21 protein-coding genes, 4 pseudogenes and 1 CRISPR repeat array are annotated in these 24,505 nt (G+C 43.4%); of the genes and pseudogenes, 15 read left to right on the top strand and 10 right to left on the bottom strand.

Features of this window, described 5'->3' with window-relative positions:
* Positions 1-21: 21 nt before the first annotated feature.
* The 3 genes from tnpC to NSS60_RS10815 all read right to left on the bottom strand — a co-directional run bounded on the left by tnpC (position 22) and on the right by NSS60_RS10815 (position 3,666).
* Positions 22-1,470, bottom strand: a complete 1,449-nt coding sequence (tnpC, locus tag NSS60_RS10825; protein WP_088223283.1) for an IS66 family transposase — start codon at positions 1,468-1,470, stop codon at positions 22-24.
* Positions 1,471-1,789: 319 nt separating this feature from the next.
* On the bottom strand, positions 1,790-3,331 hold the full coding sequence (locus tag NSS60_RS10820; protein WP_004891562.1) for a solute symporter family protein: 1,542 nt from the start codon (positions 3,329-3,331) through the stop codon (positions 1,790-1,792).
* Positions 3,331-3,666, bottom strand: coding sequence for a DUF485 domain-containing protein (locus tag NSS60_RS10815; RefSeq protein ID WP_004891560.1), 336 nt, complete (start codon positions 3,664-3,666; stop codon positions 3,331-3,333). The genes NSS60_RS10820 and NSS60_RS10815 overlap by 1 nt, the downstream gene beginning before the upstream one ends.
* Before the next feature lie 418 nt (positions 3,667-4,084).
* On the opposite strand from NSS60_RS10815, the gene NSS60_RS10810 reads away from it, so the two are divergent.
* Together NSS60_RS10810 and NSS60_RS10805 are read left to right on the top strand one after the other, a co-directional pair.
* Entirely contained in the window at positions 4,085-5,491 is a 1,407-nt protein-coding gene (locus tag NSS60_RS10810) for an amino acid permease (RefSeq protein ID WP_004891557.1), read from the top strand.
* A gap of 221 nt (positions 5,492-5,712) precedes the next feature.
* Positions 5,713-6,318 carry a DedA family protein gene (locus tag NSS60_RS10805; protein ID WP_004891554.1) on the top strand — a complete coding sequence of 202 codons (606 nt, stop codon included), beginning with the start codon at positions 5,713-5,715 and terminating at the stop codon, positions 6,316-6,318.
* 42 nt (positions 6,319-6,360) lie between these two features.
* On the opposite strand, the gene NSS60_RS10800 is transcribed toward NSS60_RS10805, so the two are convergent.
* The gene (locus tag NSS60_RS10800) at positions 6,361-6,663 is read right to left on the bottom strand and encodes an AzlD domain-containing protein (protein WP_004891553.1); all 303 of its coding nucleotides are present in this window, start codon (positions 6,661-6,663) and stop codon (positions 6,361-6,363) included.
* Positions 6,653-7,342, bottom strand: a complete 690-nt coding sequence (locus NSS60_RS10795; RefSeq protein ID WP_004891551.1) for an AzlC family ABC transporter permease — start codon at positions 7,340-7,342, stop codon at positions 6,653-6,655. Before NSS60_RS10795 ends, NSS60_RS10800 begins: the two co-directional genes overlap by 11 nt.
* A gap of 126 nt (positions 7,343-7,468) precedes the next feature.
* On the opposite strand from NSS60_RS10795, the gene NSS60_RS10790 reads away from it, so the two are divergent.
* Positions 7,469-7,645: a hypothetical protein gene (locus NSS60_RS10790; RefSeq protein WP_003399256.1), complete on the top strand. Its 177-nt coding sequence runs from the start codon at positions 7,469-7,471 to the stop codon at positions 7,643-7,645.
* Positions 7,642-8,400 (top strand): serine/threonine protein kinase, encoded by a 759-nt coding sequence (locus NSS60_RS10785; protein ID WP_004891548.1) that lies wholly within the window; start codon positions 7,642-7,644, stop codon positions 8,398-8,400. The genes NSS60_RS10790 and NSS60_RS10785 overlap by 4 nt, the downstream gene beginning before the upstream one ends.
* 13 nt (positions 8,401-8,413) lie before the next feature.
* Here the strand turns inward: NSS60_RS10785 and NSS60_RS10780 are convergent, their stop codons facing one another.
* Positions 8,414-8,743: a helix-turn-helix domain-containing protein gene (locus NSS60_RS10780; protein WP_035019248.1), complete on the bottom strand. Its 330-nt coding sequence runs from the start codon at positions 8,741-8,743 to the stop codon at positions 8,414-8,416.
* 179 nt (positions 8,744-8,922) lie between these two features.
* Here NSS60_RS10780 and NSS60_RS10775 point away from each other — a divergent pair, with 179 nt between their 5' ends.
* The 8 genes and pseudogenes from NSS60_RS10775 to ytvI all read left to right on the top strand — a co-directional run bounded on the left by NSS60_RS10775 (position 8,923) and on the right by ytvI (position 16,760).
* Positions 8,923-9,933: an asparaginase gene (locus NSS60_RS10775; RefSeq protein WP_004891543.1), complete on the top strand. Its 1,011-nt coding sequence runs from the start codon at positions 8,923-8,925 to the stop codon at positions 9,931-9,933.
* 3 nt (positions 9,934-9,936) lie between these two features.
* Complete coding sequence (locus tag NSS60_RS10770; RefSeq protein ID WP_164875835.1) at positions 9,937-10,098, top strand: hypothetical protein; 162 nt, start codon at positions 9,937-9,939, stop codon at positions 10,096-10,098.
* Positions 10,046-10,269: pseudogene (locus NSS60_RS10765) on the top strand (malic enzyme-like NAD(P)-binding protein); the annotation flags it as partial. The gene NSS60_RS10770 and the pseudogene NSS60_RS10765, both read left to right, overlap by 53 nt.
* Positions 10,270-10,383: 114 nt before the next feature.
* Positions 10,384-10,521: pseudogene (locus NSS60_RS10760) on the top strand (ATP-binding protein); the annotation flags it as partial.
* A 101-nt stretch (positions 10,522-10,622) separates the two neighbouring features.
* Positions 10,623-11,510 carry an Rpn family recombination-promoting nuclease/putative transposase gene (locus NSS60_RS10755; RefSeq protein WP_004891539.1) on the top strand — a complete coding sequence of 296 codons (888 nt, stop codon included), beginning with the start codon at positions 10,623-10,625 and terminating at the stop codon, positions 11,508-11,510.
* 192 nt (positions 11,511-11,702) lie between these two features.
* Positions 11,703-13,222: a CRISPR direct-repeat array (repeat unit 30 nt; unit sequence ATTTGTATCGTACCTATGAGGAATTGAAAC).
* Between the two features lie 225 nt (positions 13,223-13,447).
* A complete protein-coding gene (locus NSS60_RS10750; RefSeq protein WP_035018798.1) occupies positions 13,448-14,530 on the top strand; it encodes a DUF1611 domain-containing protein in 1,083 nt (360 codons plus the stop codon).
* Entirely contained in the window at positions 14,527-15,627 is a 1,101-nt protein-coding gene (locus NSS60_RS10745; RefSeq protein ID WP_004891533.1) for an alanine/ornithine racemase family PLP-dependent enzyme, read from the top strand. The genes NSS60_RS10750 and NSS60_RS10745 overlap by 4 nt, the downstream gene beginning before the upstream one ends.
* Positions 15,628-15,737: 110 nt before the next feature.
* Positions 15,738-16,760 carry a sporulation integral membrane protein YtvI gene (ytvI, locus tag NSS60_RS10740; RefSeq protein WP_004891532.1) on the top strand — a complete coding sequence of 341 codons (1,023 nt, stop codon included), beginning with the start codon at positions 15,738-15,740 and terminating at the stop codon, positions 16,758-16,760.
* Between the two features lie 15 nt (positions 16,761-16,775).
* Here the strand turns inward: ytvI and NSS60_RS10735 are convergent.
* A pseudogene (locus tag NSS60_RS10735) lies at positions 16,776-16,994 on the bottom strand (EamA family transporter); the annotation flags it as partial.
* Positions 16,995-17,037: 43 nt separating this feature from the next.
* Entirely contained in the window at positions 17,038-17,673 is a 636-nt protein-coding gene (locus tag NSS60_RS10730) for an FMN-dependent NADH-azoreductase (RefSeq protein ID WP_004891529.1), read from the bottom strand.
* A 294-nt stretch (positions 17,674-17,967) separates the two neighbouring features.
* On the opposite strand from NSS60_RS10730, the gene NSS60_RS10725 reads away from it, so the two are divergent.
* Complete coding sequence (locus NSS60_RS10725; RefSeq protein ID WP_340720844.1) at positions 17,968-18,639, top strand: N-acetylmuramoyl-L-alanine amidase; 672 nt, start codon at positions 17,968-17,970, stop codon at positions 18,637-18,639.
* Positions 18,640-18,706: 67 nt separating this feature from the next.
* Here the strand turns inward: NSS60_RS10725 and NSS60_RS10720 are convergent, their stop codons facing one another.
* Positions 18,707-19,873: a tetracycline resistance MFS efflux pump gene (locus NSS60_RS10720; protein WP_004891525.1), complete on the bottom strand. Its 1,167-nt coding sequence runs from the start codon at positions 19,871-19,873 to the stop codon at positions 18,707-18,709.
* Positions 19,874-20,010: 137 nt separating this feature from the next.
* Between NSS60_RS10720 and NSS60_RS10715 the strand changes: the two are divergent.
* Together NSS60_RS10715 and NSS60_RS10710 are read left to right on the top strand one after the other, a co-directional pair.
* A pseudogene (locus NSS60_RS10715) lies at positions 20,011-21,268 on the top strand (ATP-binding protein).
* 97 nt (positions 21,269-21,365) lie between these two features.
* Positions 21,366-22,781 (top strand): amino acid permease, encoded by a 1,416-nt coding sequence (locus tag NSS60_RS10710; protein ID WP_064221125.1) that lies wholly within the window; start codon positions 21,366-21,368, stop codon positions 22,779-22,781.
* 236 nt (positions 22,782-23,017) lie between these two features.
* Here the strand turns inward: NSS60_RS10710 and NSS60_RS10705 are convergent, their stop codons facing one another.
* Positions 23,018-24,391 (bottom strand): IS1380 family transposase, encoded by a 1,374-nt coding sequence (locus NSS60_RS10705; RefSeq protein ID WP_340720843.1) that lies wholly within the window; start codon positions 24,389-24,391, stop codon positions 23,018-23,020.
* Positions 24,392-24,505: the final 114 nt, after the last annotated feature.

Here is a 24,505-nt window from a genome sequence, read left to right as displayed (position 1 = left end):
ATCCCCGTAATAGAAAATGCCCTAAGTGGTAGAAAGAACGCGATCAAGCGTGTCACCCGTCAACAGAAGACATAACGAATCCCACACGTTTTTTTCGTGTTTCGTCAGTGTGGAAACGATGCTTCTTGTGATACAAAAAGACTGGGCGAATGTTTCTACGCGAAACGTACCCGAAATGTTCTCTTTGACTTTAACCATGCGAAGATCGCGTTCGGCTTGGTTGTTGTCAAAGGGAACATGTACTTCACGTAAGAAACGCAACGCTTCTTCCTTTCGTTTCTGAAGCCGTCGAACAAAAGCGAGTGCTTTTTTCGGAAGAGGTGTCATCGTTTCCAATCGATGTTGTGCTCTTTCTAGGATGCGATCATACACTCGTTCCCACCGTCTCGCTTCTTCTTCGGAAAGTGCACCGTGATGGGCTTCGACGGCTTGCTTGGCGGCTAACAGAAACGTGGTCATGCGCATCGCCCACGTATGCCCTTGTTCGATGAATCCTTTTAACTCACGCAAATGGTGGGCATGACAAAGGGCATGGGTGGCATGTGTGTATTTCGGATACGTACCGAACCCATCGTGCATCATCGTCCCTTTGTATTGTGGAAGAATCCCGATCTCATCCGTTGCTTTCTTTCCACGAGAAGCGTGAGAAGCCAAGTATGTATATCTCGATGTACACGCGACATGCACCCATGCGAGTTTCCCATTGATGCGCAAACTCGTTTCATCGACATGCAGGATGTTGGATTCAAGTAAGGCGTCTTCGATGATGTCCATATTTGATTCCAGCGCTTCGCGTCCTCGTTTCACCATATTGGCAAGGGTTCCTGTACTAATCGAGTGTTGATATAACGCTTCGATTGTATCACTTAAACGCTTGTACGGGATCAATTGGATATGATGTAAATAAACAACGAGCGCAGTAAGGCGTGGACCGTATTGCACATGATTCGTGACATGGGATGGGAATTCGGCTTGTTGCACGCATCGACAATGCGGACACGATTTCACTTCACGTTCATGTTGTGTCACCTCGATCGCCACAGGAGGGACATCAAACACTTGACGGATATCGACTTTGAACGGTTTGACGTCACGCAAAGAAACCCCACATCCTTGACACGTATGCACACGGTGGACGACACGATGATGTGGATGTTCCACTTGACGGAGCGTCGTTCCTTGATGTCCTTCTTGTCCGCCTGGCTTGTTGCCAGATGGTTGACGAGAAGAACGTGTGTTGGCAAAACGGTCAGAAGATGGGGGCAAATGGCTATTGGAGCTGTTTTTTTTCGTGCGTGCTTCCAGCTCTTGAACACGGTACTTCAGTTGTTCATTTTCTTTGCGTAGCTGTTTGTTTTCTTTCAACAGTTGCTCAATGACTTGTTGTTGGTGAGTAATGAGCTGCTTTTGTTGTTGGACTTTGCTGATTAAGCTTTCAACTGTAAATACAGCTTGTTGTACCGTCAACATGCGATTCACCTCCTTGTCTATCAATATTCACATCATGGACAGGAAAAGCAAAAAATATTCAGCTCACTTTATGATGTGGCTGAATAGTTACACAGAAGCAAACGATTTATCAGTTCATTGTAAAAGTAGTTTCCTTAATTAGTATAGTATATGGTTTATACTATATGTATCGCATAAGTAGTGAAATCATTGTTTAATCGCTTGCAAGGTTCGAAACGAAAAGCATAAGCGAACGGTGCCAGGCACTGTTCGTAAAAAGAATCAGAGCAATTTCGCCCTGATTCTTTCAGATGATTGTTTCGGATGTACCGATCGAACATTAATGTGTTAGTTCTTTTATGCCGGTATTTGCTTTGACGAGAATTTCTTCGTATTTTTTCTCGTCTGCTTTTTTCGACGAGAGGAGCGTACCGACAATAGCCCCGATAAAGCCTAACGGAATGGACACAATTCCTGGGTTTGAAAGTTTGAAAATTGGTTCGCCAACGAGAATGGCTACACCAGGTTCTGGTGCCCAAACGTTCGGGCTAAGCGCTACAAGCAAGAGTGAGCTAAACAAGCCGACGAGCATGCCTGTAATGGCGCCTGTTGTATTAAAGCGCTTCCAAAAGATCGTTAATAAAATGATTGGCAAGTTGGCGCTTGCTGCTACGGCGAACGCTAATGCAACGAGGAATGCCACGTTCATTTTTTGAGCAAATAACGCTAATAAAATGGACAATACGGAAACTCCAACTGATGCCCAACGCGCAGCCAACATTTGCTCTCTTTCTGTTGCTTGCCCATGACGAATAATATGGCTATAAAAGTCGTGGGCAAATGCTGATGCGGCAGATAAAACAAGTCCAGCGACAACCGCTAAAATGGTTGCGAATGCGACCGCAGAAACGAATGCGAACAAGAAGTCGCCGCCTAACGTTTCAGCTAATAATGGCGCAGCCATATTTCCAGCTGGGTTTGCTGCAACGATTTTATCGTAGCCTACAAACGCTGCTGCTCCGAATCCTAAGAAAATCGTCATAACATAGAACAATCCGATAATCCACGTTGCATATACGACTGATTTTCGAGCTGTTGGTGCGTCTTTTACTGTAAAGAAACGAATTAAAATGTGTGGAAGTCCTGCTGTACCTAAGATGAGAGCCAAGTTGAGTGAGATGGTGTCAAGTGGATTTTTAAACTTATTGCCTGGATTTAAAAACGCTTCGCCTAACGGTGTTGCTGTTTTTACTTCTTCAAACATTTTGAAAATGCTAAAATCAAATTTCGCAAATACCATGATGGAAATAATGAACGTACCAACCATCAATAAAACAGCTTTTACAATTTGCACCCAGCTTGTTGCTGTCATTCCGCCGAATACGACATAAACGGTCATCAACGTTCCGACGATTAAGACGGAGTACACATAATCAATACCTAATAAAAGTTTAATGAGGGCACCTGCACCGACAAGTTGTGCAATCATGTAAAAAATAGAAATCGAAACGGTGTTTAATGCTGCCACACCGCGCACTTTTTTATCATCAAAACGTGCAGCGATCATGTCTGCCATCGTATACTTCCCTAAGTTGCGAAGCGGCTCTGCAACGATGTAAAGAACGACAAGATATGCGACGAGGAAGCCGATGCTGTAGAAAAATCCGTCAAAACCAACTAACGCAATCATTCCGGCAATACCTAAAAATGAGGCAGCTGACATGTAGTCTCCGGCGATTGCTAATCCGTTTTGCCAGCCAGTTAATGAACTGTCGGCTGTGTAAAATTCACTCGTTGTTTTTGTTCGTTTAGAAGCAAAGTACGTAATAATAAGCGTTAATGCAACAATCGCTAAAAATAGGGTGAATGCTAATCCGTTCATTACATGTTGCCTCCTTTTACTTCTTGTTTCATTTTTTCAACGATTTCATCAAAACGTGCGGCGCGCTTAGAGTACAACATGCAAAGCACCCATGTCATGATGAATTGAGCGAAAGCAAACACCCAAGCCCAGCTAATGGAGCCGAATGCTGGAGTATTGAGCACAGTTGAATACGATGTTAAAATCGGCAACGTAAAATAAAACGCTAAAAAGAACAATGAGAAAGGTAAAATGAATCCGCGTTTTTCACGCATAAGCTGTTGGAAAGAAGCTGATTGAACGACTTTGCTATAGTCAATCGTTTGCTGTTGAGAAGAAAATTCTTTCAAAGCCATGATTTAACTAACCCCCTCTTACAAATATTTTTTTGCTTTTGATGGGCAAGATAAAAGTAATGTGATCCTCCTTTCATTTCGTTTTCATAAGTATGACACATGATGTTCACAAGTATGTCACAATTTCATTATACATTTATCTGAAAAATTAGTAAATTAAAAAATTTAAAAAATTAATTGTCATTTAACTATATTTTTATCAGAAAAACAACCGAAATTATTTTTGTAAAATTAAAATAATAATTTATTTTCTGATAAATAAGGTAATTTTCGTGTTTAGAAGATGAGTTTGTGAAAAAAGAAAAGTAATCGGACTATTTCTTTATTTTTCAACTTTACAAAAAATATCGAATAGTATACAATTTCAGTCGTGCAACTTCTGCAACATTCGACAAAAAACGACAAGGAGAGACAGCGGATGAATTTATTCAGAAAGAAACCGATTGATGTCCTTCTGAGAGAAGCAGAAGGAAAAGGGGCATCACTAAAAAAAGAATTAGGTGCATTTGATTTAACGATGCTCGGAATTGGTGCGATCATCGGTACAGGAATTTTCGTACTTACAGGGGTAGCAGCAGCAGAACATGCCGGGCCAGCACTTGTTCTTTCATTTATTCTTTCCGGTCTTGCGTGCGTGTTTGCGGCACTTTGCTATGCAGAATTTGCATCGACTGTTCCGGTATCGGGAAGTGCGTATACGTATAGCTACGCAGCTTTTGGTGAATTAATGGCTTGGATTTTAGGTTGGGACTTAATTTTAGAGTACGGGGTCGCTTCCTCTGCCGTTGCGGTAGGATGGTCCGGTTATTTTCAAGGGTTGTTAGCAGGTTTTGGCATCGAACTTCCGAAAGCACTTACAAACGCTTACGACCCAGCAAAAGGAACATTTATTGACTTACCAGCCATTTTAATCGTTTTACTTATTACGTTCTTATTAACGCGTGGAGTAAGAAAATCGGCTCGCTTTAATGCGGTGATGGTAATTATTAAAGTTGCGGTTATATTATTGTTCCTTGCAGTTGGCGTATGGTATGTGAAGCCAGAAAACTGGACGCCATTTATGCCGTACGGTTTCTCAGGCGTTGCGACAGGAGCGGCGACAGTATTTTTCGCATACATCGGATTTGACGCCGTTTCTACTGCTGCGGAAGAAGTGAGAAATCCACAACGCAATATGCCAATCGGAATTATCGCATCACTTTTAATTTGTACGTTATTGTACATTGCCGTTTCACTCGTATTAACAGGTATTGTTCCGTATGATCAGCTAGGCGTAAAAAATCCGGTAGCATTTGCTTTAAACTACATCCAACAAGATTGGGTCGCTGGATTTATTTCACTTGGAGCAATTACAGGAATTACAACAGTATTGCTCGTTATGATGTACGGTCAAACTCGTTTATTCTATGCAATTAGCCGTGACGGATTGTTGCCAAAAGTATTTTCACGTGTTAGCCCAGTTAGACAAGTTCCATTTGTGAACACATGGCTAACAGGTTTATTAGTTGCGTTCTTTGCAGGAGTTGTACCATTAAATAAACTTGCAGAATTGACAAATATCGGAACATTGTTCGCGTTTATCGTCGTTTCAGCGGGTGTTCTTGTTTTACGTAAAACGCAGCCAGATTTAAAACGGGCGTTTAAAACACCACTCGTTCCACTTGTGCCATTATTGGCGGTGGCGTTCTGCGGCTATTTAGTGCTTCAATTGCCGTTAACGACGTGGATCGGTTTCGTGACTTGGTTATTGATTGGTCTTGTGATTTACTTCACCTACGGACGCAAACATAGCACGCTAAACGAAAAAGCTTCTGCTAGCGAATAATGTAAAAAGGTCTTTGCTACATGTTAGCAAAGACCTTTTTACATAGCGTCAAAGTTGACTGTATGGTTGTTTTTTTATATCCTTCTGTTTAAGGTTGTGCAATATGTTGAATTCTATAAATAAGTAGTAAGCAGGAGGTAAGGTGACGAACTTAGGTGAATATTTATTGCTTGGTCATATTATAATATTGTAGTCTTTGAAATTCATTCATGAGGTGGGTTATGGAAAATTGGATTATACATATTATAGAACAATACGGGTACATCGGCATTCTCTTTTTAATTGCGTTGGAAAACGTATTTCCCCCGATCCCTTCTGAAGTGATTTTAACTTTTGGCGGATTCATGACGACGAAAACGAATTTAACGATCGGTGGCGTAGTAGTTGCATCGACGCTAGGTTCTGTGTTTGGGGCTGCAATCCTTTACGGTGTCGGTTTGTTGATGGATATTGAGCGGCTCGGAAAAATCGTTGACAAATGGGGACATATTCTCCGCCTGACGAAAAAAGATGTCGATCATGCGAATGCTCGCTTTTTAAAATACGGGGTGTGGGCGGTATTTTTATGCCGTTTTATTCCTTTAATAAGAAGTTTAATTTCCATCCCAGCTGGCATGGCGCACATGAAATTTAGCATCTTTTTATTGTTGACAACGATTGGTACAGCCATTTGGAATATTGTACTCATTAAAATTGGCGCGATGGTTGGCGAATCGTGGGAAAATATTGTCGAGTATATGAACATGTATTCACATGCTGTTTATGCGTTGTTAATCGTTCTTTTTATTGCTTTTATTGTGTGGTTAATGAAAAAGAAAAGAGCTTAAATGAACATCCCCCACTTTCACTTGTTGAAGTGGGGGATTGTTTTATAGTGTCGTATACACGCTTAACACAAGCACCGCAACGAAAACGACGATCATGACGTTAGCGCCGAGTGAAGCGGCGAGTACGGCGCTAAAAAAGCCGAGAATGCCAAACCACGGATCGTCTTGGATAAGAAAAATGCCTGGGATAATGAGCGCACCAAGCGTAGCGTATGGTACGTTTCGCAACACGCCGCGCCAAAACGGCGACAAGTCGATGCGATGAAAAAGCGTCAATGGAAGCATGCGCGGAATGTATGTGACGATGCCCATGCCGAGAATGATAAAAATGATGTCACTGCGCATATTCCGTCTCCTTTCCTTTCTCGGCAAGCCATTGGATGACCACAGCCGATACAATCGTGGCGATGACGATCGCCCATCCTTTTGGGACGTTGAGCCATAAGAAGAGCGCGCAGTTCATTAGCCCGGAACTGATCGCGAGCCAAAGCGCTTTTCGCTCTGTTTTGATGGCTGGGACTAACAAGCCGATAAACATCGCATACAAGGCGACAGATAAGCTTTGTTGTACGTTTTCCGGCAAATATGCGCCGACGATATGCCCGATCGCAGAGTTGATTACCCAGCTGCTGTAAGAAATAAAAATAAGCCCGAACATATACGAAGCGGAGACGGTCCCTTCTTTCATCGCAGCGACAGAAAACGTTTCGTCCGTTATGCCGAATGCGTACAACGCTTTTTTCCAAAGCGACTCGCGTTCGGCTTTTTCGTTTAATGATGCCGACATTAAAAAATGGCGAATGTTTAAAATAAATGTCGTTAAAATGATTTCAAATGCGCCTGTCCCAAGAGAAAGTAAATTGAGCGAAATGTATTGCGCCGCCCCCGCAAATACAATCATGCTCATCAGCGTTGTTTCTACAATCGAAAGTCCTGTCGACTTGGCTAACAAACCGAACGTTAGCGCAACGGGCGCATATCCAATCGCAATGGCGATTCCTGCTTTGACACCACTATGAAACATATGTATCCCCCCTTCCTGTGTATTTTCTTAAAATTTTTTCTATTTCGCAAGGATATACTTTAAATATGAAACTTTTTTCTTATTTTTCCGTATAGTAAGCTATCCGTTATGAAGGGGATGATAACCATGCTGAAAAAATTGCTTGAGATGCTTTTACACAAAAATATGCACAAGCATCGTTACAGCAGCAGCGATCGCTATACGTACCGTCCGCATCGCCATCCGTCGCAATACGGCTACAAACATTATAAAAAGAAGCATCGTAGCCATAGCGTATTTTCTAGCTTTTTTGGCAGTTCATGATTTTTATTGAAAAGCCGTATCGGGAAGGAACGGTCGTAAACGGGCGATACACGATTGAAGCGCGGCTCGGTGAAGGAAGCTACGGGATAACATATGTGGCGCGCGATGAGGAGACGAACCAGCTTGTCGTTGTAAAGCAAATGAAGCGGACGAAAACAAAGAAGCGAATCGCATCGTTTGAACGAGAAGCGCTCATGTTACGAAAGCTAAACCATCCGCAAATTCCAAAGCTATATGATATGTTCGATGTGCGCGGCATTCCGCATCTTGTCATGGAATATATCGATGGAGATACGATCGAAACGCTTATTTTTGAGAAAAAACAAACGTATGGGGAAAAAGAAGCGTTTTCGTTATTGGCAGATGTGTTACGTGTCGTGCAATACATCCACGCGCACGGCATTGTGCATCGCGATTTGCGCATTCCGAATATCGTCTTTCGCAATGGGATTGTATATGTGCTCGATTTTGGGCTTGCGCGCTTTTTATATGAAAAAAACGAACGGTTGTTCACGCTTGAACAGCGGCTAAGGCGAAGCATTCATGTAAAGAGCGACATATATGCCCTCGGTCATTTTTTACTGTTTTTGTTATATTCGTCTTATGAGCCAACAGAGGACAAAGAGAAAAGTTGGGAAGACGAACTTTCCTTGTCAATAGAAGCACGCCACGTGTTGCGGCGCATGTTGCAGTTGGATCTGCCGTATGCATCTGTTGAACGGCTAGCGCGCGATGTCGCATACGTGATGAAGTAGGCGTTGTTGACGCCTATTTTTTATTTTCGATGTCGCGTTTTGCGCGGATGAATGCGATGAGTTGAATGATTTCGTCTTCCGTTAACGGTTCACCGTCTACTGTCAGTCGAACCGTCGGGCGAGTGAGCTCGATCGACGGTTGTTCCTCGTCTGTTGTCCCGAGTAAGTAGTCTGTTGTTGTGCCAAACAACGTTGCCAGCTCCTTGACCGCTTCGAGCGACGGTTGGCGATACCCAGATTCATAGCCTGCGTACGTGCTTTTAGCAATATTTAGCTGGTCGGCAATATATTGCAGCGACCATTGCTTTCTCTTTCTTAATTCCGATAGTCGTTTTGAAATCATCATGTTTCCCCCCTTATTGCTGTTCGCGAAATGAATAAAAACACTTGTTATTTTCTTTTTTCCTAAATATAATTGAAATGAATGTACGCGAATCGCGAACGAATGTATTCATAGTTTACACTACATGACACAAACAATACAATAGATGACTTAAAATCGCCATATTTGAGGTGACGATGATGAAAAAAATTTTGTTGCTTGCGACAGGCGGCACAATTGCTTCCGTGCCAAGTGAAGAAGGATTGACACCGAAACTAACCGCAAAAGAATTAACAAGCTACATTACGATTGAAAATCAGCCGTATCATTTAGATAGCCAAATTTTAATGAACATCGATAGCACAAACATGCAGCCGGAGCATTGGCGTGACATTGCGGAGGCGATTTATGAGCAATACGATCGCTATGACGGCTTTGTCGTGACGCACGGAACGGATACGATGGCGTATACGGCAGCTGCGTTGTCATATATGCTTCAAAACGTGAATAAGCCGATTGTATTGACTGGCTCTCAAGTGCCGATCGGCTTTCCGAAAACGGATGCGAAAAAAAATATACGCGATGCGCTTCGCTTTGCGTGCGAAGATGTGAGTGGGGTGTTCGTCGTTTTCGATGGGCGCGTTATTTTAGGTACGCGGGCAGTAAAAATGCGGACGAAAAGCTATGATGCGTTCGAAAGCATTAACCATCCGTACGTCGCTTACATTCATCACGATCGCATCAATTATCAATACGAACTGCCAAAGCCGAGCGGCGAGTTGCAATTTGATCCGTCGCTTTGCCCGGACGTGTTTTTACTGAAGCTTCATCCGGGTACGAAGCCAGAAATATTTGATTACATTCGCCATTTATATCGCGGTGTGATTATTGAAAGTTTTGGAAGCGGGGGCGTGCCGTTTCAAGGGCGTAATTTATTGCCGAAAATGAAGGAACTGATCGACGATGGCATGGCGGTTGTTATTACGACGCAATGTTTAGAAGAAGGAGAAGATTTAACATTATATGAAGTCGGGCGAAAAGTGGCGCAAAATACGGTCATTTTATCAGGCGATATGAATACGGAAGCGATCGTACCGAAACTGATGTGGGCGTTAGGAAAAACGAGCAATTTGATGGAAATTAAAAACATGATGGAAACGCCAATCGCAAACGACATGACAAAAAAACATGAAGAAAGTTGGGATGCATAGATGTTGCAAACAAAAGCAGTACGAATCGAACAAGATTTGCTCGGCGAAAAAGAAATTCCGTACGATGCGTATTACGGCATTCAAACGATGCGTGCGGCGGAAAACTTTCCGATGTTTCCCTGGCATTTTCCGCGGGGCGTTGGACTGCCGCGCCATCGAAATTAACGAAGAAATGAAACTTGCCGCGGCCCAAGCGATCGCCTCTGTCGTCACCGACGAAGAATTAAGCGAACAAGCGTCTTTAACAACAAAGTCGCCGAACGCGTGCGCGAAGCCGTCATGAAAGCGGCATACAAAACAGGCGTTGCCCGTAAAGACGATATGATGTTTCGATAAAAACATGGCGCAATGACGCCATATTTTTTGTTAACCTTTTCCGCCCATATCACGTCTTTCTTATTTACGAGGAAGCGCAAGAAAGCCCCTTTAGACACTGGGATGAATTGCAACACGACAAAGTCATCGGGGACAGGCTTAGGGCTGACGATCGTGAAACGAATTATTGAAAACCATGGCGGAACGATTGCGCTTCACGACAGTTCGGAGAAAGGAACGACGTTTGTTATCAGCTTGCCGATTAGGCGATAAAAAGCCAGCTCGCTAGGAGTTGGCTTTTTATTATGACATGCAGGAAAAGAGATGATATTGTCGAATAAAACCATCGAAACGATTGTATGTGAGGTGAATGTATGCCGATTGACCACGACCGTTTGTTTAAAGAATTGATCCAAACGTTTTTTGAGGAGTTTATCGTTCTCTTTTTTCCAACGATGCATGAGCATATCGACTTTCGCCACGTATCGTTTTTATCGGAGGAGTTGTTTACCGATGTAACGGCAGGGGAGAAATACCGCGTTGATTTGTTGGTCGAAACGAAATTAAAAGGAGAGGATAGCCTCATTATTGTCCATATCGAAAACCAAAGCTACGTCCAACCGTCGTTCCCTGAACGCATGTTTATTTATTTTAGCCGTTTGTTTGAAAAGTACCGTAAACATATTGTACCGATTGCTGTATTTAGCTACGATCCGATCCGCGACGAACGATCTACATTTATGATCCACTTTCCTTTTGGCAAAGTCCTCGATTTTCATTTTTTCACTGTGGAACTTCGGAAACAAAACTGGCGCAACTACATCCGCCAAGACAACCCGATCGCCGCTGCATTGTTAAGCAAGATGGGTTATACTGAAAGTGAACGGGTAGAACTGAAAAAACAATTTTTACGCATGCTTGTCCGAATGGAATTAGACGAAGCGAAACAACGGTTATTGTTTGGCTTTTTTGAAACATATGTGAAATTATCAGACGAAGAAGAACGAAGACTGCGAAGCGAGGTGAATGAAATGGAGACGAAAGAAAAAGAACAAGTGATGGAGTTGATTATTTCGTATGAACAAAAGGCGTTGGAAAAGGGAAGAGAAGAAGGGATAGAACAAGGAATCAAACAAGGAATCAAACAAGGGATGAAGCACCTTGTACAAACGATGGCCAAAAAAGGGATGAGTGTAGAAGATATCGCAAACATCACAGACCTTGCGGAAGATGAAGTGCGTGAGTTGTTAGAAAAGGAATAAGTAATTTGCGCATAATTTCACAACCGTCGTCGACCTCCAATCTTGCAAAAACCCCAGGGGATCGACGACAATTTGTTTTTTGCAACTTTTTTAGACGTATCAACGCATCAAGACGATTGACAGAATTTTCGAATGTATGTATAATGACATTGTATAGCTTTTCCAAGTATTGATTTATCAGCACTTTTTGGGATTTGTATCGTACCTATGAGGAATTGAAACCGCTGCAGAAGGTTGTGTCGAAGTTGAAACGCGGTCATATTTGTATCGTACCTATGAGGAATTGAAACCTAATTCAACCTCATTGATCTCTACCCCCTCTTTTAGAATTTGTATCGTACCTATGAGGAATTGAAACTTCTCTTTAACATCGTAATAGGCATTTTGTAAAGTAACTAATTTGTATCGTACCTATGAGGAATTGAAACTCATATGATCACGTTCAACGCGCCGTATGTTCCGCATTTGTATCGTACCTATGAGGAATTGAAACACTTCTTCACTTTCCGAATGGCCAACTGTGCAATACGCATTTGTATCGTACCTATGAGGAATTGAAACTCGTCTGTACGGACATCGTACACTACTGTGTAGCCGTACATTTGTATCGTACCTATGAGGAATTGAAACTTTCAACATCATAATCATATCCGTTTTCTGTTAAGTGAAATTTGTATCGTACCTATGAGGAATTGAAACGACGATGCAAGCCTTCCCCCGTTTTTTTTGCTAAAATTTGTATCGTACCTATGAGGAATTGAAACAGCTCATCGAAAGAGGTCTTTATGGTTATCATCAGCAATTTGTATCGTACCTATGAGGAATTGAAACGACAACACAATGAAAAAGCCGCTTCTGCTTCTTCGTCCATTTGTATCGTACCTATGAGGAATTGAAACTTTAAAAAAAATGGGGGGGTATATCATGCTTCAGCTATTTGTATCGTACCTATGAGGAATTGAAACATTGGTACGACAAGGTGGTTGATACTAGTATTGTACATTTGTATCGTACCTATGAGGAATTGAAACTTTTGGGCAGCGCGGCTCGCATGGATTCGTTCGTATAATTTGTATCGTACCTATGAGGAATTGAAACTGATTTTGAAAATGATTTCGGTGAGCGTGTGAAGGGCATTTGTATCGTACCTATGAGGAATTGAAACTCAGCAGGAGTCACCAGATGCGGACAAGGTTGTTCAAATATTTGTATCGTACCTATGAGGAATTGAAACAAACAACAGGGGTTATTTCACGCGCAACTTTTGCCCAATTTGTATCGTACCTATGAGGAATTGAAACGAGAGCAAGATAGATGCGCAACTGCTGAAAAAGCGGAGCATTTGTATCGTACCTATGAGGAATTGAAACGAATGATGTTAACAGTTGTTAAAAAATGATGTAGGAGTGATTTGTATCGTACCTATGAGGAATTGAAACTGTATTCGTACAAGTGGTATCAAACGAAATTGCCCGCAAATTTGTATCGTACCTATGAGGAATTGAAACACTGTCGTTGACCCAGCACCTCTCAATTCGGTTTCGAAATTTGTATCGTACCTATGAGGAATTGAAACTCAGACTCCAGCCGATCAACCGATCCAACAGGTTGAACAATTTGTATCGTACCTATGAGGAATTGAAACATGTACCCCATGTACATAAGTCATAGGCGATGAATTAATTTGTATCGTACCTATGAGGAATTGAAACACCTTTGTAAAAATTCTTCAATTACTTGAGCTTTTTCGTTTGGTTTGTATCGTACCTACAAGAACCAGTATGTTAGGGTCTGGATTTTTTTGTATATACCATTTTACTTTTTCTTTAACATTTGTTATAATATAAGGTAGAGAACATCTTTCTTTCCGATTATGGTAAAGTGAGATGTTTTTTTCGTGGAAATATTGATTTCACAAAGAAATGGAGGGATTTCTGATGAAGAAATACGCCATTGTGTATTGTGAACATCAATTTGGTTCCATGGATGGAAAAACAGCGAATGGGCTTGTGCGCGATTCAGGGCTGTATGAGATCGTTGCAGTCATTGATTCGACAAAAGCTGGTCAAGATGCCGGAGAGGTGCTTGATCAAAAGAAAAATGGCATTCCGATTTGTAAAAACCTTCAAGATGCAATAGCCTCCGCAAAAGAAAAACCGAACTACTTCATCTTAGGAATTGCTCCAGCGAACGCTTTTCTCAAAAAAGAAGAACGCCAAGTAATCATCGAAGCAATGGAAGCAGGCATGCACATCATTAATCCACTTCAAGAGTTTTTAACAGAAGATGAAGAAATGATGACGATGGCGAAGCGATACGGGGTAACGATTCGCGACGTTCGCAAACCGCGTCCGAAAAAAGAATGGACGTTGTTTACGGGACGTATTTTGCAAGTGAAAACGCCAATTGTGGCGGTGCTCGGGACAGACGGAGCGTGCGGGAAGCGGACGACAGCGATGATCGTTGATAAAGCATTACAAAAGCGCGGCTATAAAACGGCATTTGTTGCCACAGGGCAAACGGGCTTAATTCAAGGCGCTTCATACGGCTTTGCGATGGATGCGTTTCCGCTTCAATATATGATCGGCGAACTTGAACGAGAAGTTGTGCGCGCATATGAAACAGAACGTCCAGATATTATTATCGTTGAAGGCCAAGGGGCGCTTAGCCACCCAGCTTACGTCAGCTCGGCTGGCATTTTAAAAGGGGCGCGGCCGCAAGCCGTTATTTTACAACACCCACCGAAGCGAAAAGTGCTTGGTGATTTCCCGTTTGTTGAAATGCCAACAGTTGAAAGTGAAATTGCGTTAATTGAACATTTCGGAAAAACAAAAGTTGTTGCGATTACGTTAAATCATGAAGGTATGACAGATGACGAACTAAAACAAACCATTTACGAATACGAACGAAAATTCCGTATGCCTGTGACTGATGTATTAAAATACGGAGCCGACAAAGTCGTTGATCGTCTCATTGACTATTTCCCATCTCTACAAAAACTTGAGGTGGCGGTGTCATGACGGCGAAAGTCGAAATTGACTTGCGGAAAATTCGTCATAATGCTAAAACGCTGAAAAAATGGTGCGAAGAAAAAGGAATTCAAATGACCGCTGTCATCAAAGGGGTAAACGGAGATATGGAAATTGCCCGCGCTCTTGTCGATAGCGGTATCACAAGTTTAGCGGATACGAAAGTCGAGCGCATCGCAAAATTAAAATCAGCGCAAATTCCAGCAACGTATATGCTTATTCGCACGCCTGCGCTAAGCGAAGTGAGCGAAGTTGTTCGACATGTCGATGTGAGCGCTCAATCGGAAATCGACGTCGTGCGTGCCATCTCTGCAGAAGCGGTGAAGCAAAACAAAACGCATGCGATCATTGTGATGGTCGAGATGGGCGATTTGCGCGAAGGCGTCATGCCGAAAGATGTGCCGGCGTTTATTGAACAAATCTTGCAGTTGCCAAACATTCAAGTGGTCGGCATCGGGGCGAATTTCGCCTGCTTTGGCGGCATTATTCCAACAGAGCAAAAAATGCGTGAGCTTTCGTCACTTGCGAAACATATTCAAAAAGAGTATTCGTTATTTTTACCGTACGTATCCGGTGGCAATTCCGCGAACTATTATTGGTTAAAACAAACGAAAGACGTCGGTTGCATTAACCATTTACGATTAGGTGAAGCCATTTTTTTAGGACGCGAGACGATTCGTGGCGCAGCCATCCCCGGCCTATATCAAGATGCGTTTTGTTTCGTCGCAGAAGTGATTGAAGTAAAAACGAAACCGTCTGTCCCATATGGTGTACAAAGCCGCAATGCATTTGGCGAAGCGCCGACGTTTCCAGAGCGCGGCATGATGAAACGCGCCATTGTCGGCATCGGCCGCCAAGACGTGTACGTCAACGGATTAACTCCTCTACAACCCGTTCAAATCATTGGCTCAAGCAGCGACCATATGATTGTTGACGCTACATACACCGACATTCAAGTCGGCGACCATCTTCGCTTTGCGGTTGACTACGGTGCGATGATTTCGCTCATGACGTCCCCGCACGTTCAAAAAACGTATGTACAAACAGATGAAAAAAACGGTCGTTTTCCGACAAAAACGTCGGCGTAAACAAGCCAGCGCATTAGGCGCTGGTTTTTTTTGATAGGTGACAGGAAGCGCGAGAGTGTTATATTATGATAAAGTAGGAATTGAAAAAGAAATGGGTTGAATGAAGCATGATGAAAAAGTGGCTTGTTCTTGCACTATTGGCAGCAATCGCGTTTTTTTTGCTTCCGTACAGTTTACCGCTCGTGTTTGCGTTCTTTACCGCCCTTCTCCTTGAGCCGGGAGTACAAAAGCTGCAAAAAAGCGGATTGAAACGAATCCACGCAGTAACGATTACGTTTATGCTCTTTTTGCTTGCGATGGGAGGACTTGCTTATTTTGTTGTTGCGATTCTCGTTGAACAGACGATGATGTTTTCGCAAAAAATGCCGCTCTTTTTATCGGAAATTACCGCAGTTGTCAATGAGCTCATTCAAAAATGGCAGTCGTATTCTAGCGACATTCCGCGTGAAATCATTACATCGCTCGAAAATAGCGTCGAAACGGTGAAAAATATGCTTTTGTCGTTTGCGACAAATTTGACGCAAGCGATGATTGGCTATTTGACGAAAATTCCAGAATTTTTAATTCATTTTCTCGTCTATTTAGTTGCGCTTTTTCTTATTAGTCTCGATTGGCCGCGGCTCAAAAAAGCGCTCGAAAAACATTTGTCCGAGCGCACAAAGCAACGGTTGACAATCATTATAACGCAGCTAAGCCGTGCAGGTGTCGGCTTTATTAAAGCGCAGTTTTTATTGAGCGTCATTACGTTTTTGCTTGCGTTAGGCGGCTTGCTTATGTTAAGGGTCGATTATCCGATTCTTTTTTCCTTGTTAATTGTTGTTGTCGATATTTTGCCGATTTTAGGGACAGGTTCGGTGTTAGTGCCATGGGGAATTTTTCATATTGCCAACGGACATAGCGCGACAGGCATTGGGTTAATTGTCCTATTTGTCGCCATTACGGTCATCCGCCGAACAATCGAACCGAAAATTTTCTCGTCGAACTTAGGCATTAGCCCGCTCGCCGCATTAGTAAGCGTCTACTTAGGATTCCGCCTCCTTGGCTTTCTTGGACTGTTCGTCGGCCCTGCCATCGTCATTGTCATTGAAGCGATGGTAAAAGCAGGGATTATTAAATTCACATTTAAACTGTGACAAGCTGACGACATGTCAGCTTTTTTGTTCGACAGATGGCGCGTATCGTCTCACATGTTTTCGCGGCATTTCGGCGTATAAAATGCCAAAAAGCACAAGTGCAGCACCGATGTACCCTTTGACTGACAATACTTCTCCTAAAAACAAATAGCCAAACAGCGCCGCAAATACAGGTTCGAGGGAGAAAATTAGTCCAGCATGGGTAGCGGTCGTTTGTATCGTACCTATGAGGAAATAAAAAAGTCAGCGCTGAACACGCTGACTTTTTTGTTTGTTATTAAAACTGTTTCGCTGCTTCTTTTGCTCGTTCGATTGCTTGTTGTTTAATGGCTTCTGCTTCGTTTGGAAAAGCGTTCATGCCTTCGACCGCAATCGTTTGAACGTCTGTTATGCCGATAAAAGCGAGAACAGCTCTTAAATAGCGGTCACCAAACTCCATTTCTTTCGCCGGACCTTCAGAATATATACCTCCTCGCGCTTGAATGTGGAGCGCTTTTTTCCCTTTTAGTAGTCCAACAGACCCTTCTTCTGTATATTTAAACGTTTTTCCGGCGATACAAAGCGTATCGATATATGCCTTCAATTTTGGAGGGAAGCTAAAGTTCCACATCGGTGTGACGAATACATATTTGTCAGCTTCAATAAATTGGTCGCATAATTCGTTGATGCGCGCTACTTTTTGTTGTTCATCTTTGCTTAATTGGTCAAATGCTTGTCCTTGTTGTAGTTTGCCCCAGCCGCTAAATACATCAGCATCAATGTAAGGGACGTCGATATCGTACAAGTGTAGTTCAACGATTTCATCTTCTGGATGATGTTGTTTGTAAGTTTCTAAAAACGCACGACCGACTGATAAACTAAATGATTGTTGTTCTTGTTTTGGATTTGCAGTAATATAAAGTACTTTTGCCATAACAGATCCTCCTTGATGTAAGTTTATACTTACTTATATTCCGCTTTAATATGAAAAGCTATAACTATAATATAGTTTGTTACTCACTTTTGTAAAGTAAAAAGATTGCTGATTAGATGATAAACAGCGAAGGAATAGGCAAAATACGTATGTAGGTATAAAAATAAAAGGACGGATGATTCATGTGCGGGCGAAAGAAAAAATAGATAAATACGAAAAGGCCGTATCCTTTGTCCGAGATCATGTATATGTCATTAGCAGAGAGAAAATTTGTTAGAAAGGTGTGAGGATATGATGGTAAAAATTGTTTTAGATGCAGGGCACGGAGGACGTGATCCGGGGGCGGTCGGAAACGGACTTCGTGAAAAAGATGTAACGTTAACGATTGTGACGAAAATAGGGGAGATGTTGAAAGAGTATGAACGTGTCGATGTACACTATACGCGGACAGACGACCAGTTTATTGAACTCTCGGAACGGGCAGCGATGGCGAATCGGATCGGTGCGGACTTCTTTTTATCCGTTCATGTGAACGCAGGTGGTGGAACAGGATTTGAATCATATATATTCAATGGAAATGTGAGCAAAGAAACTGTTTCATATCAAAACATCATTCATGATGAAGTGATGAAAGCGATTGGAGATGTGCGCGATCGCGGAAAAAAACGTGCGAGCTATGCGGTGCTTCGTCAAACGAATATGCCAGCTTTATTGACGGAAAACTTATTTATCAACAACGCAGGAGATGCCGCAAAGCTGAAATCAGACGAATTTCTGTCGCAAATTGCCCGCGGTCATGTAGAAGGAATGGCGAAAGCGTTCGGATTGCAAAAGAAACCGCCTGCTCCACCGAAAGACGATGGAAAGTTATACCGCGTGCAAGTCGGAGCATTTCGCGATAAAAAAAATGCAGAACGTCTCGTCGAAGAGTTAAGAAAAAAAGGATACGATGCGATCATTGTTTAACCTCTGCGATTGGCAGGGGATTTTTTATTTGTTGTTAAAAAATACAAGTCATAATCTAAGGCTCCGATTACGCGGAGCCTTTTTGCATCATTGCTCGTTGAAACGACTGAAATAGGGCGAACGAAACGAACGTCAGCAATATGCCTGTCACATACGGCAAACTCGGTTTTAATGTAAACAGCCAACCTGCGATTGCCGGACCGCCGATGCGCCCGAGCGAATCGAACGATGATAATACGCCTGTCGCGCTTCCTTGTCCGCCCGTTGTATATTTCGTAAGCAAGGACGATACACATGGGCGAATGACACCGTTACCGATGCCGAAAATCGTTAAGTAAAGCGCCGCTGTCCAAAAATGATTGATGAACAAAATAAGAAAAAAGCCGAGCGCTGAAAGAAATAAACCAGCGCGAATGACCGTTCTTTCACCGAACGATGCGATCAGTTTTCCGAGCAGTCCCCCTTGAACGATCGCACCAGCAAGTCCCATAATCATAAAAATGTAGCCGAGCTCTTTTGACGTAAGACCTGCGCGTTTTGCGGCAAAATAAGCGAACGTCGCTTCAAGACCAGCGAGGGAAAATGTGACGATCAGCTGCAACATATATAAGCGCGCCAAAGGTCCTTGAAGGGCGGAGGAAAGCGATGGCCGTTTCGCTTGTCCGATCGAACGCTTTTCTTTCGGAAGTGACTCTTGTAAGAAAAAGAAAACGAACACGGCAGTCAAGAGCGATAAACAGCCGGCGATCCAAAATGGGACCGTTAAGCTTGTAGCGGAAAAGATGCCGCCGATCGCTGGTCCGAAAATAAATCCGAGTCCGACAGCCGCACCGATCATGCCCATTCCTTTTCCGCGGTTTTCTTCTGTCGTTACATCAGCCACATACGCCATCGCTGTCGGCATCGTCGCGGCAGATAAGAAGCCGCCAATGATGCGGGCCGCAAACAACATCCAAAGTTTTGTTGCTAAGGCGAATAAGAAAAACGACAGCGCCAAGCCGGAAATACCGATAAGTATCATCGGCTTTCGCCCGTATCGGTCAGATAAGTTTCCCCACATCGGTGCGAACAAAAATTGCATAAAAGAATACACAGCCATGAGCCAACCGAGCTCTGTTGGGGTTGCACCGATGTTTTCAGCGAAAAACGGAAGGACGGGAATAATAATTCCGAATCCCATCATGACGAAAAACATGACAATAAATAAAAGCGGCAAATAACGCCGTTCGTTCATATGACCATCTCCACTATGTAGTTTGCATCTTTATCATAATGGAAACGAGGCAATTTTTCAAAGATGTCGATGCGTTGACAACAGAAAAAATTTTAGCGAAACTGAACGTGTATGAATGACGCCGGGAGAGATGAGAGATGACATATATAAATGAGCACGTGTTAAACAATTTATTTTACATGCTAGTGAGCATTTTTTTTCTTTTATTTTTTATACGATCACGTTCGGTTTTTCCAGAGAAAAAAGGCGCATCAACGATTGTTGCTTATCGCATGTTCAAGCGTTCCGATCATTTTATGTATGAAATATCCGATTTACATCGCCCCTGATTGCGTGCACGATTTGCGGCAAGTTCCGTTTTTACTTGGCACGTTTTACGGCGGATGGACGGTCAGTTTTCCCCTCTTGCTTATTTTGCTGCTCGCGCGCTGGGTGATGTACGGCTATCAATTCATTACCGTCGCTGTTTATGTCATGATGTTCGTTTTCGGTAGTTTGTTTTCTCCTATTTTCCAACGGCTGTCGAGAAAACAACGATTATTCGCTTCGGGGGTGGTGACGTTTATATTAGCGATTGTTGCTACGATTTTGGCGATCGTCATTTCTGATTTTCAAGTGACAGAGTCGTACATCATTCACTTTATTCTCGTTCCTCCTTTTGCCGTATCGTTCGTTGTGCTTATCGTTGAAACGTTGCGTGAAGCGTTGCTCGTTCGCTCGGAAGCGATTAAGCTTGAAAAAATGGAAGTCGTCAGCCAGCTTGCCGCAAGCATTTCTCATGAAATACGCAATCCGTTAACCGTCGTCAAAGGATTTTTGCAGCTCATGAAATCAAAAGACATATTAGCGGAAACGAGAGAACAATATATCAATATCGCCCTTGAAGAATTAAACCGCGCCTGCGCCATTATTGACGATTATTTAACGTTTGCGAAGCCGTTTCCAGAAAAAATGGAGCCGCTTGACGTGCATCATGAGTTAACGAAAGTCATTGACATGTTGCGTCCGTTAGCGAACATGTCGGGGGTAGACATCGTGTCAACGCTCATGCCTGCGAAAGTAAGTGGCAACGCCCAATATTTTCGGCAATGTTTTTTAAATATAATAAAAAATGGAATAGAAGCGATACAGCATGGCGGTGCGGTATATGTCCATATGCACGTCGATGAACGAACGGTGACGATCGTTGTGCGCGATGAAGGAGCCGGCATGACGAAAGAGGAAATCGCGCGCTTCGGAGAACCGTATTTCAGCATGAAACAAAAAGGGACAGGTCTTGGGGCGATGGTGGCAGTTCGCATCATTGAAATGATGAACGGCACGTGGACGATAAAAAGCAAAGTCGGATCCGGAACGACGATGACGGTGACGCTTCCTTTGTTATTAGAAAAATAAAAATATTTCGAAATAATAAAAATGTATTGCCTTTAACGATTTTGGGCGTTAAAGTATAAAACAAGATGTTTATTTTTCAAAAGGGGAGTTTACAACGATGAGTTTGTTCAGGAAAAAGTCGATTGACGCGCTCATGAGCGAGTCAGGAAAAAGCGGCGCTGCACTAAAAAAAGAATTAGGCGCCTTTGATTTGACGATGCTTGGCATCGGAGCGATTATCGGGACGGGCATTTTCGTCTTGACGGGCGTAGCGGCGGCAGAGCATGCGGGACCAGCGCTTGTTCTTTCGTTTATTTTATCTGGATTAGCGTGCGTATTTGCGGCGCTCTGTTATGCGGAATTTGCATCGAGCGTGCCCGTATCGGGAAGCGCGTATACGTACAGCTATGCGACGTTTGGTGAGATCATCGCATGGATGCTTGGCTGGGATTTAATTTTAGAATACGGTGTGGCTGCATCGGCGGTAGCGGCCGGATGGTCGGGCTATTTCCAAGGGTTGCTTGCCGGTTTTGGCATTGAGCTTCCGCATGCCCTCACAAGCGCATACGATCCATCCAAAGGAACGTTTATTGATGTGCCAGCCATCGTTATTGTTTTACTTATTACGTTTTTATTGACGCAAGGTGTGAGAAAATCAGCGCGCTTTAATGCGGTGATGGTCGTCATTAAAGTGGCAGTCATTTTATTGTTTATTGCGGTTGGCGTATGGTATGTGAAGCCAGAAAACTGGACGCCGTTTATGCCGTTTGGCTTTTCTGGTGTTGCGGCAGGAGCGGCGACGGTGTTTTTCGCATATTTAGGGTTTGATGCGGTATCGACAGCGGCAGAGGAAGTGCGCAATCCGCAGCGCAACATGCCGATCGGTATTATCGCTTCGCTTGCTGTTTGTACGTTGTTGTATATTGCGGTGTCGCTCATTTTAACAGGAATTGTACCGTACGATCAATTAGGTGTGAAAAATCCAGTTGCTTTCGCGTTAAATTACATTAACCAAGATTGGGTTGCTGGATTTATTTCGCTCGGTGCGATTACAGGCATTACGACGGTGCTTCTTGTCATGCTTTATGCACAAACGCGCCTCTTTTATGCGATTAGCCGCGACGGCTTGCTTCCGTCATTGTTTGCGAAAGTGAGCGAACGGAAACAAGTGCCCCTTGTCAATTCATGGGTAACAGGTATTGCTGTTTCCATTTTTGCCGGTGTTATTCCGTTAAATAAATTAGCGCATTTAACAAATATCGGAACGTTGTTTGCATTTACGACTGTTGCGATCGGCATTTTAGTGTTGCGAAAAACAGAGCCGAACTTAAAACGAAGCTTTATGGTGCCGTTTGTACCGGTCATTCCGCTTCTTGCGGTCGCGTTTTGTACGTATTTAGCCCTTCAGCTTCCTGCCATGACGTGGCTTAGCTTTGGCGGTTGGCTCGCGATTGGTCTCGTCATTTACTTTTTGTATGGTCGCAAGCACAGCAAGCTAAACGAGGTGCATGCGGAACAAAAACAAGTAAGTTGACGGGTTGACAAAATGCGTTCATGTCTTTATCCTGAATCCGTGATGGATTGACATCGACTTTGACTTTTTTGCTGGTTTTATGGATGTGTGATCCACCATTCCCTTTTTATGTTTAAAACAGATGTCATCTTCACTCTCAGAAATGAAATAAATATCTTTTTTAGGTATATAAACCAAAGAAAAAACAAAAAAGGACAGAGGGTTAGGATGAGTACAGAATTGCGAACAATCGTTCGTTATGCTCCTTCTCTCCATTTTATGTAAATGTTCAGTAGGGGCTCGCTATAGCCACTCCTTCGCGTCAGTTTCATCCAGATCTGTCGTGATCGGCGGACGAGTCGACCTGCCATCGTGATCACCGTCTGAATGATCGTCTTGATGCGGCGGCGTTTCACTTTATGATGTAATGGATGTCTCGGATCGCTTAATAGATCTTGTCCAATCAGGCGAAGAAGGTTGTACACGAATGCTCCCATGACTAACACGAGCGCATTCGTTTTCATCTTCCCTGATGGAAGTCGCTCTAAATCTAAGTCGCTTTTCAGTTCGCTATGAAACTGTTCGCATGTCGCATGATCGTGATACAATGCGAGCACATCACTCATTCGAACATGCTCGTATCCTTCGAGGCGCACCCAGTAGCTTTCGACTTCGTAATTAGGAACGAGCATCAGCTGTCCATTTCGTTCCATCGTTCGTTCCGTCACTTGGGTGACTTGAACGTACGTATACGTGTGTCCATCGATTGCTGCGGTCTGTGGAAGGCATAACTCATACGTTTGTACTCCTTCTGTTTGTCCATCATCGACGCGTCTGCCCTTTTGCGAAGCGATCTGGAACCAAAGCGCTTTCGATTCTCGGCGTAAGTTTCGCTTGATGACAAAGTCCACGTCTTCCTTTAGACATACGTGCACATTCGCTTCCGCATCGTTTCCTGCATCCATGCGGACAAGCAGACGAGACGAGGTCAGCGGACGAGCTCGACGGATGGCGGTAGTTAAAAACGAAGGCATGTTGTCTTGTACATGTTGTTTCCCTGGACGCAGCTCGGCATGAACGATATACCCTTCCTTCCCTGCGTACGCAAACAACGGCGTAAAACCGTCAAATCCTTTATACGTTCGACTCACTCCTTCTTTCTTCGTATCGGAGTTGTCAAATGGGGAAGCATCTATATCAAGGGGAAGCCATGTCGTTTTCCCTTTCGCCCAACAAGGGGACAAGGTAGCGTGTTGTCGAACCAACAGACGCATCGATTCCTCCCAAATGATTGCTTCGGTCATCGGAAGACAAGCGAGCTGATCGAGACGCTGTCGCAACGTTGGGGAGGAAGGCACGTGCTGAATCCCCATCGATGCCGAAAAGATATCGTCCTGACGATACGCTTCGATATGATCGAAATCCGTTTTTCCTGTGGCAAGCAAGCCAATCATCGAGCGAATGACATCGCTATGGGAAATGTGCACATCTCGACGAACCGTTGGGAGCCGAAGGGCGTTTACTCGTTTATCCAGCTTCGTTTGGTGCAGTAAGTAGCCCACGAGAGCAAGCCCAGCACTTGGAGTAATCGCTTCATCTGTCAATACAAACCGAATCGGGAAATCTTTCATCACATTCACCTACTTGATGAAGAATCGTCAACGTCGTTTTCCCTTATCATATCAACGGTTTGCGACCATTGTAAAGATGTTTTGTCACGGATTCAGGTTTATAATAAAATTACA

This window comes from Anoxybacillus sp. FSL W8-0382 (assembly GCF_038003845.1).
Taxonomy (GTDB): Bacteria; Bacillota; Bacilli; order Bacillales; family Anoxybacillaceae; genus Anoxybacillus; species Anoxybacillus flavithermus_G.
Note: the sequence above shows the minus strand (reverse complement) of the source record. Positions and strands in the feature narration are given on the sequence as shown.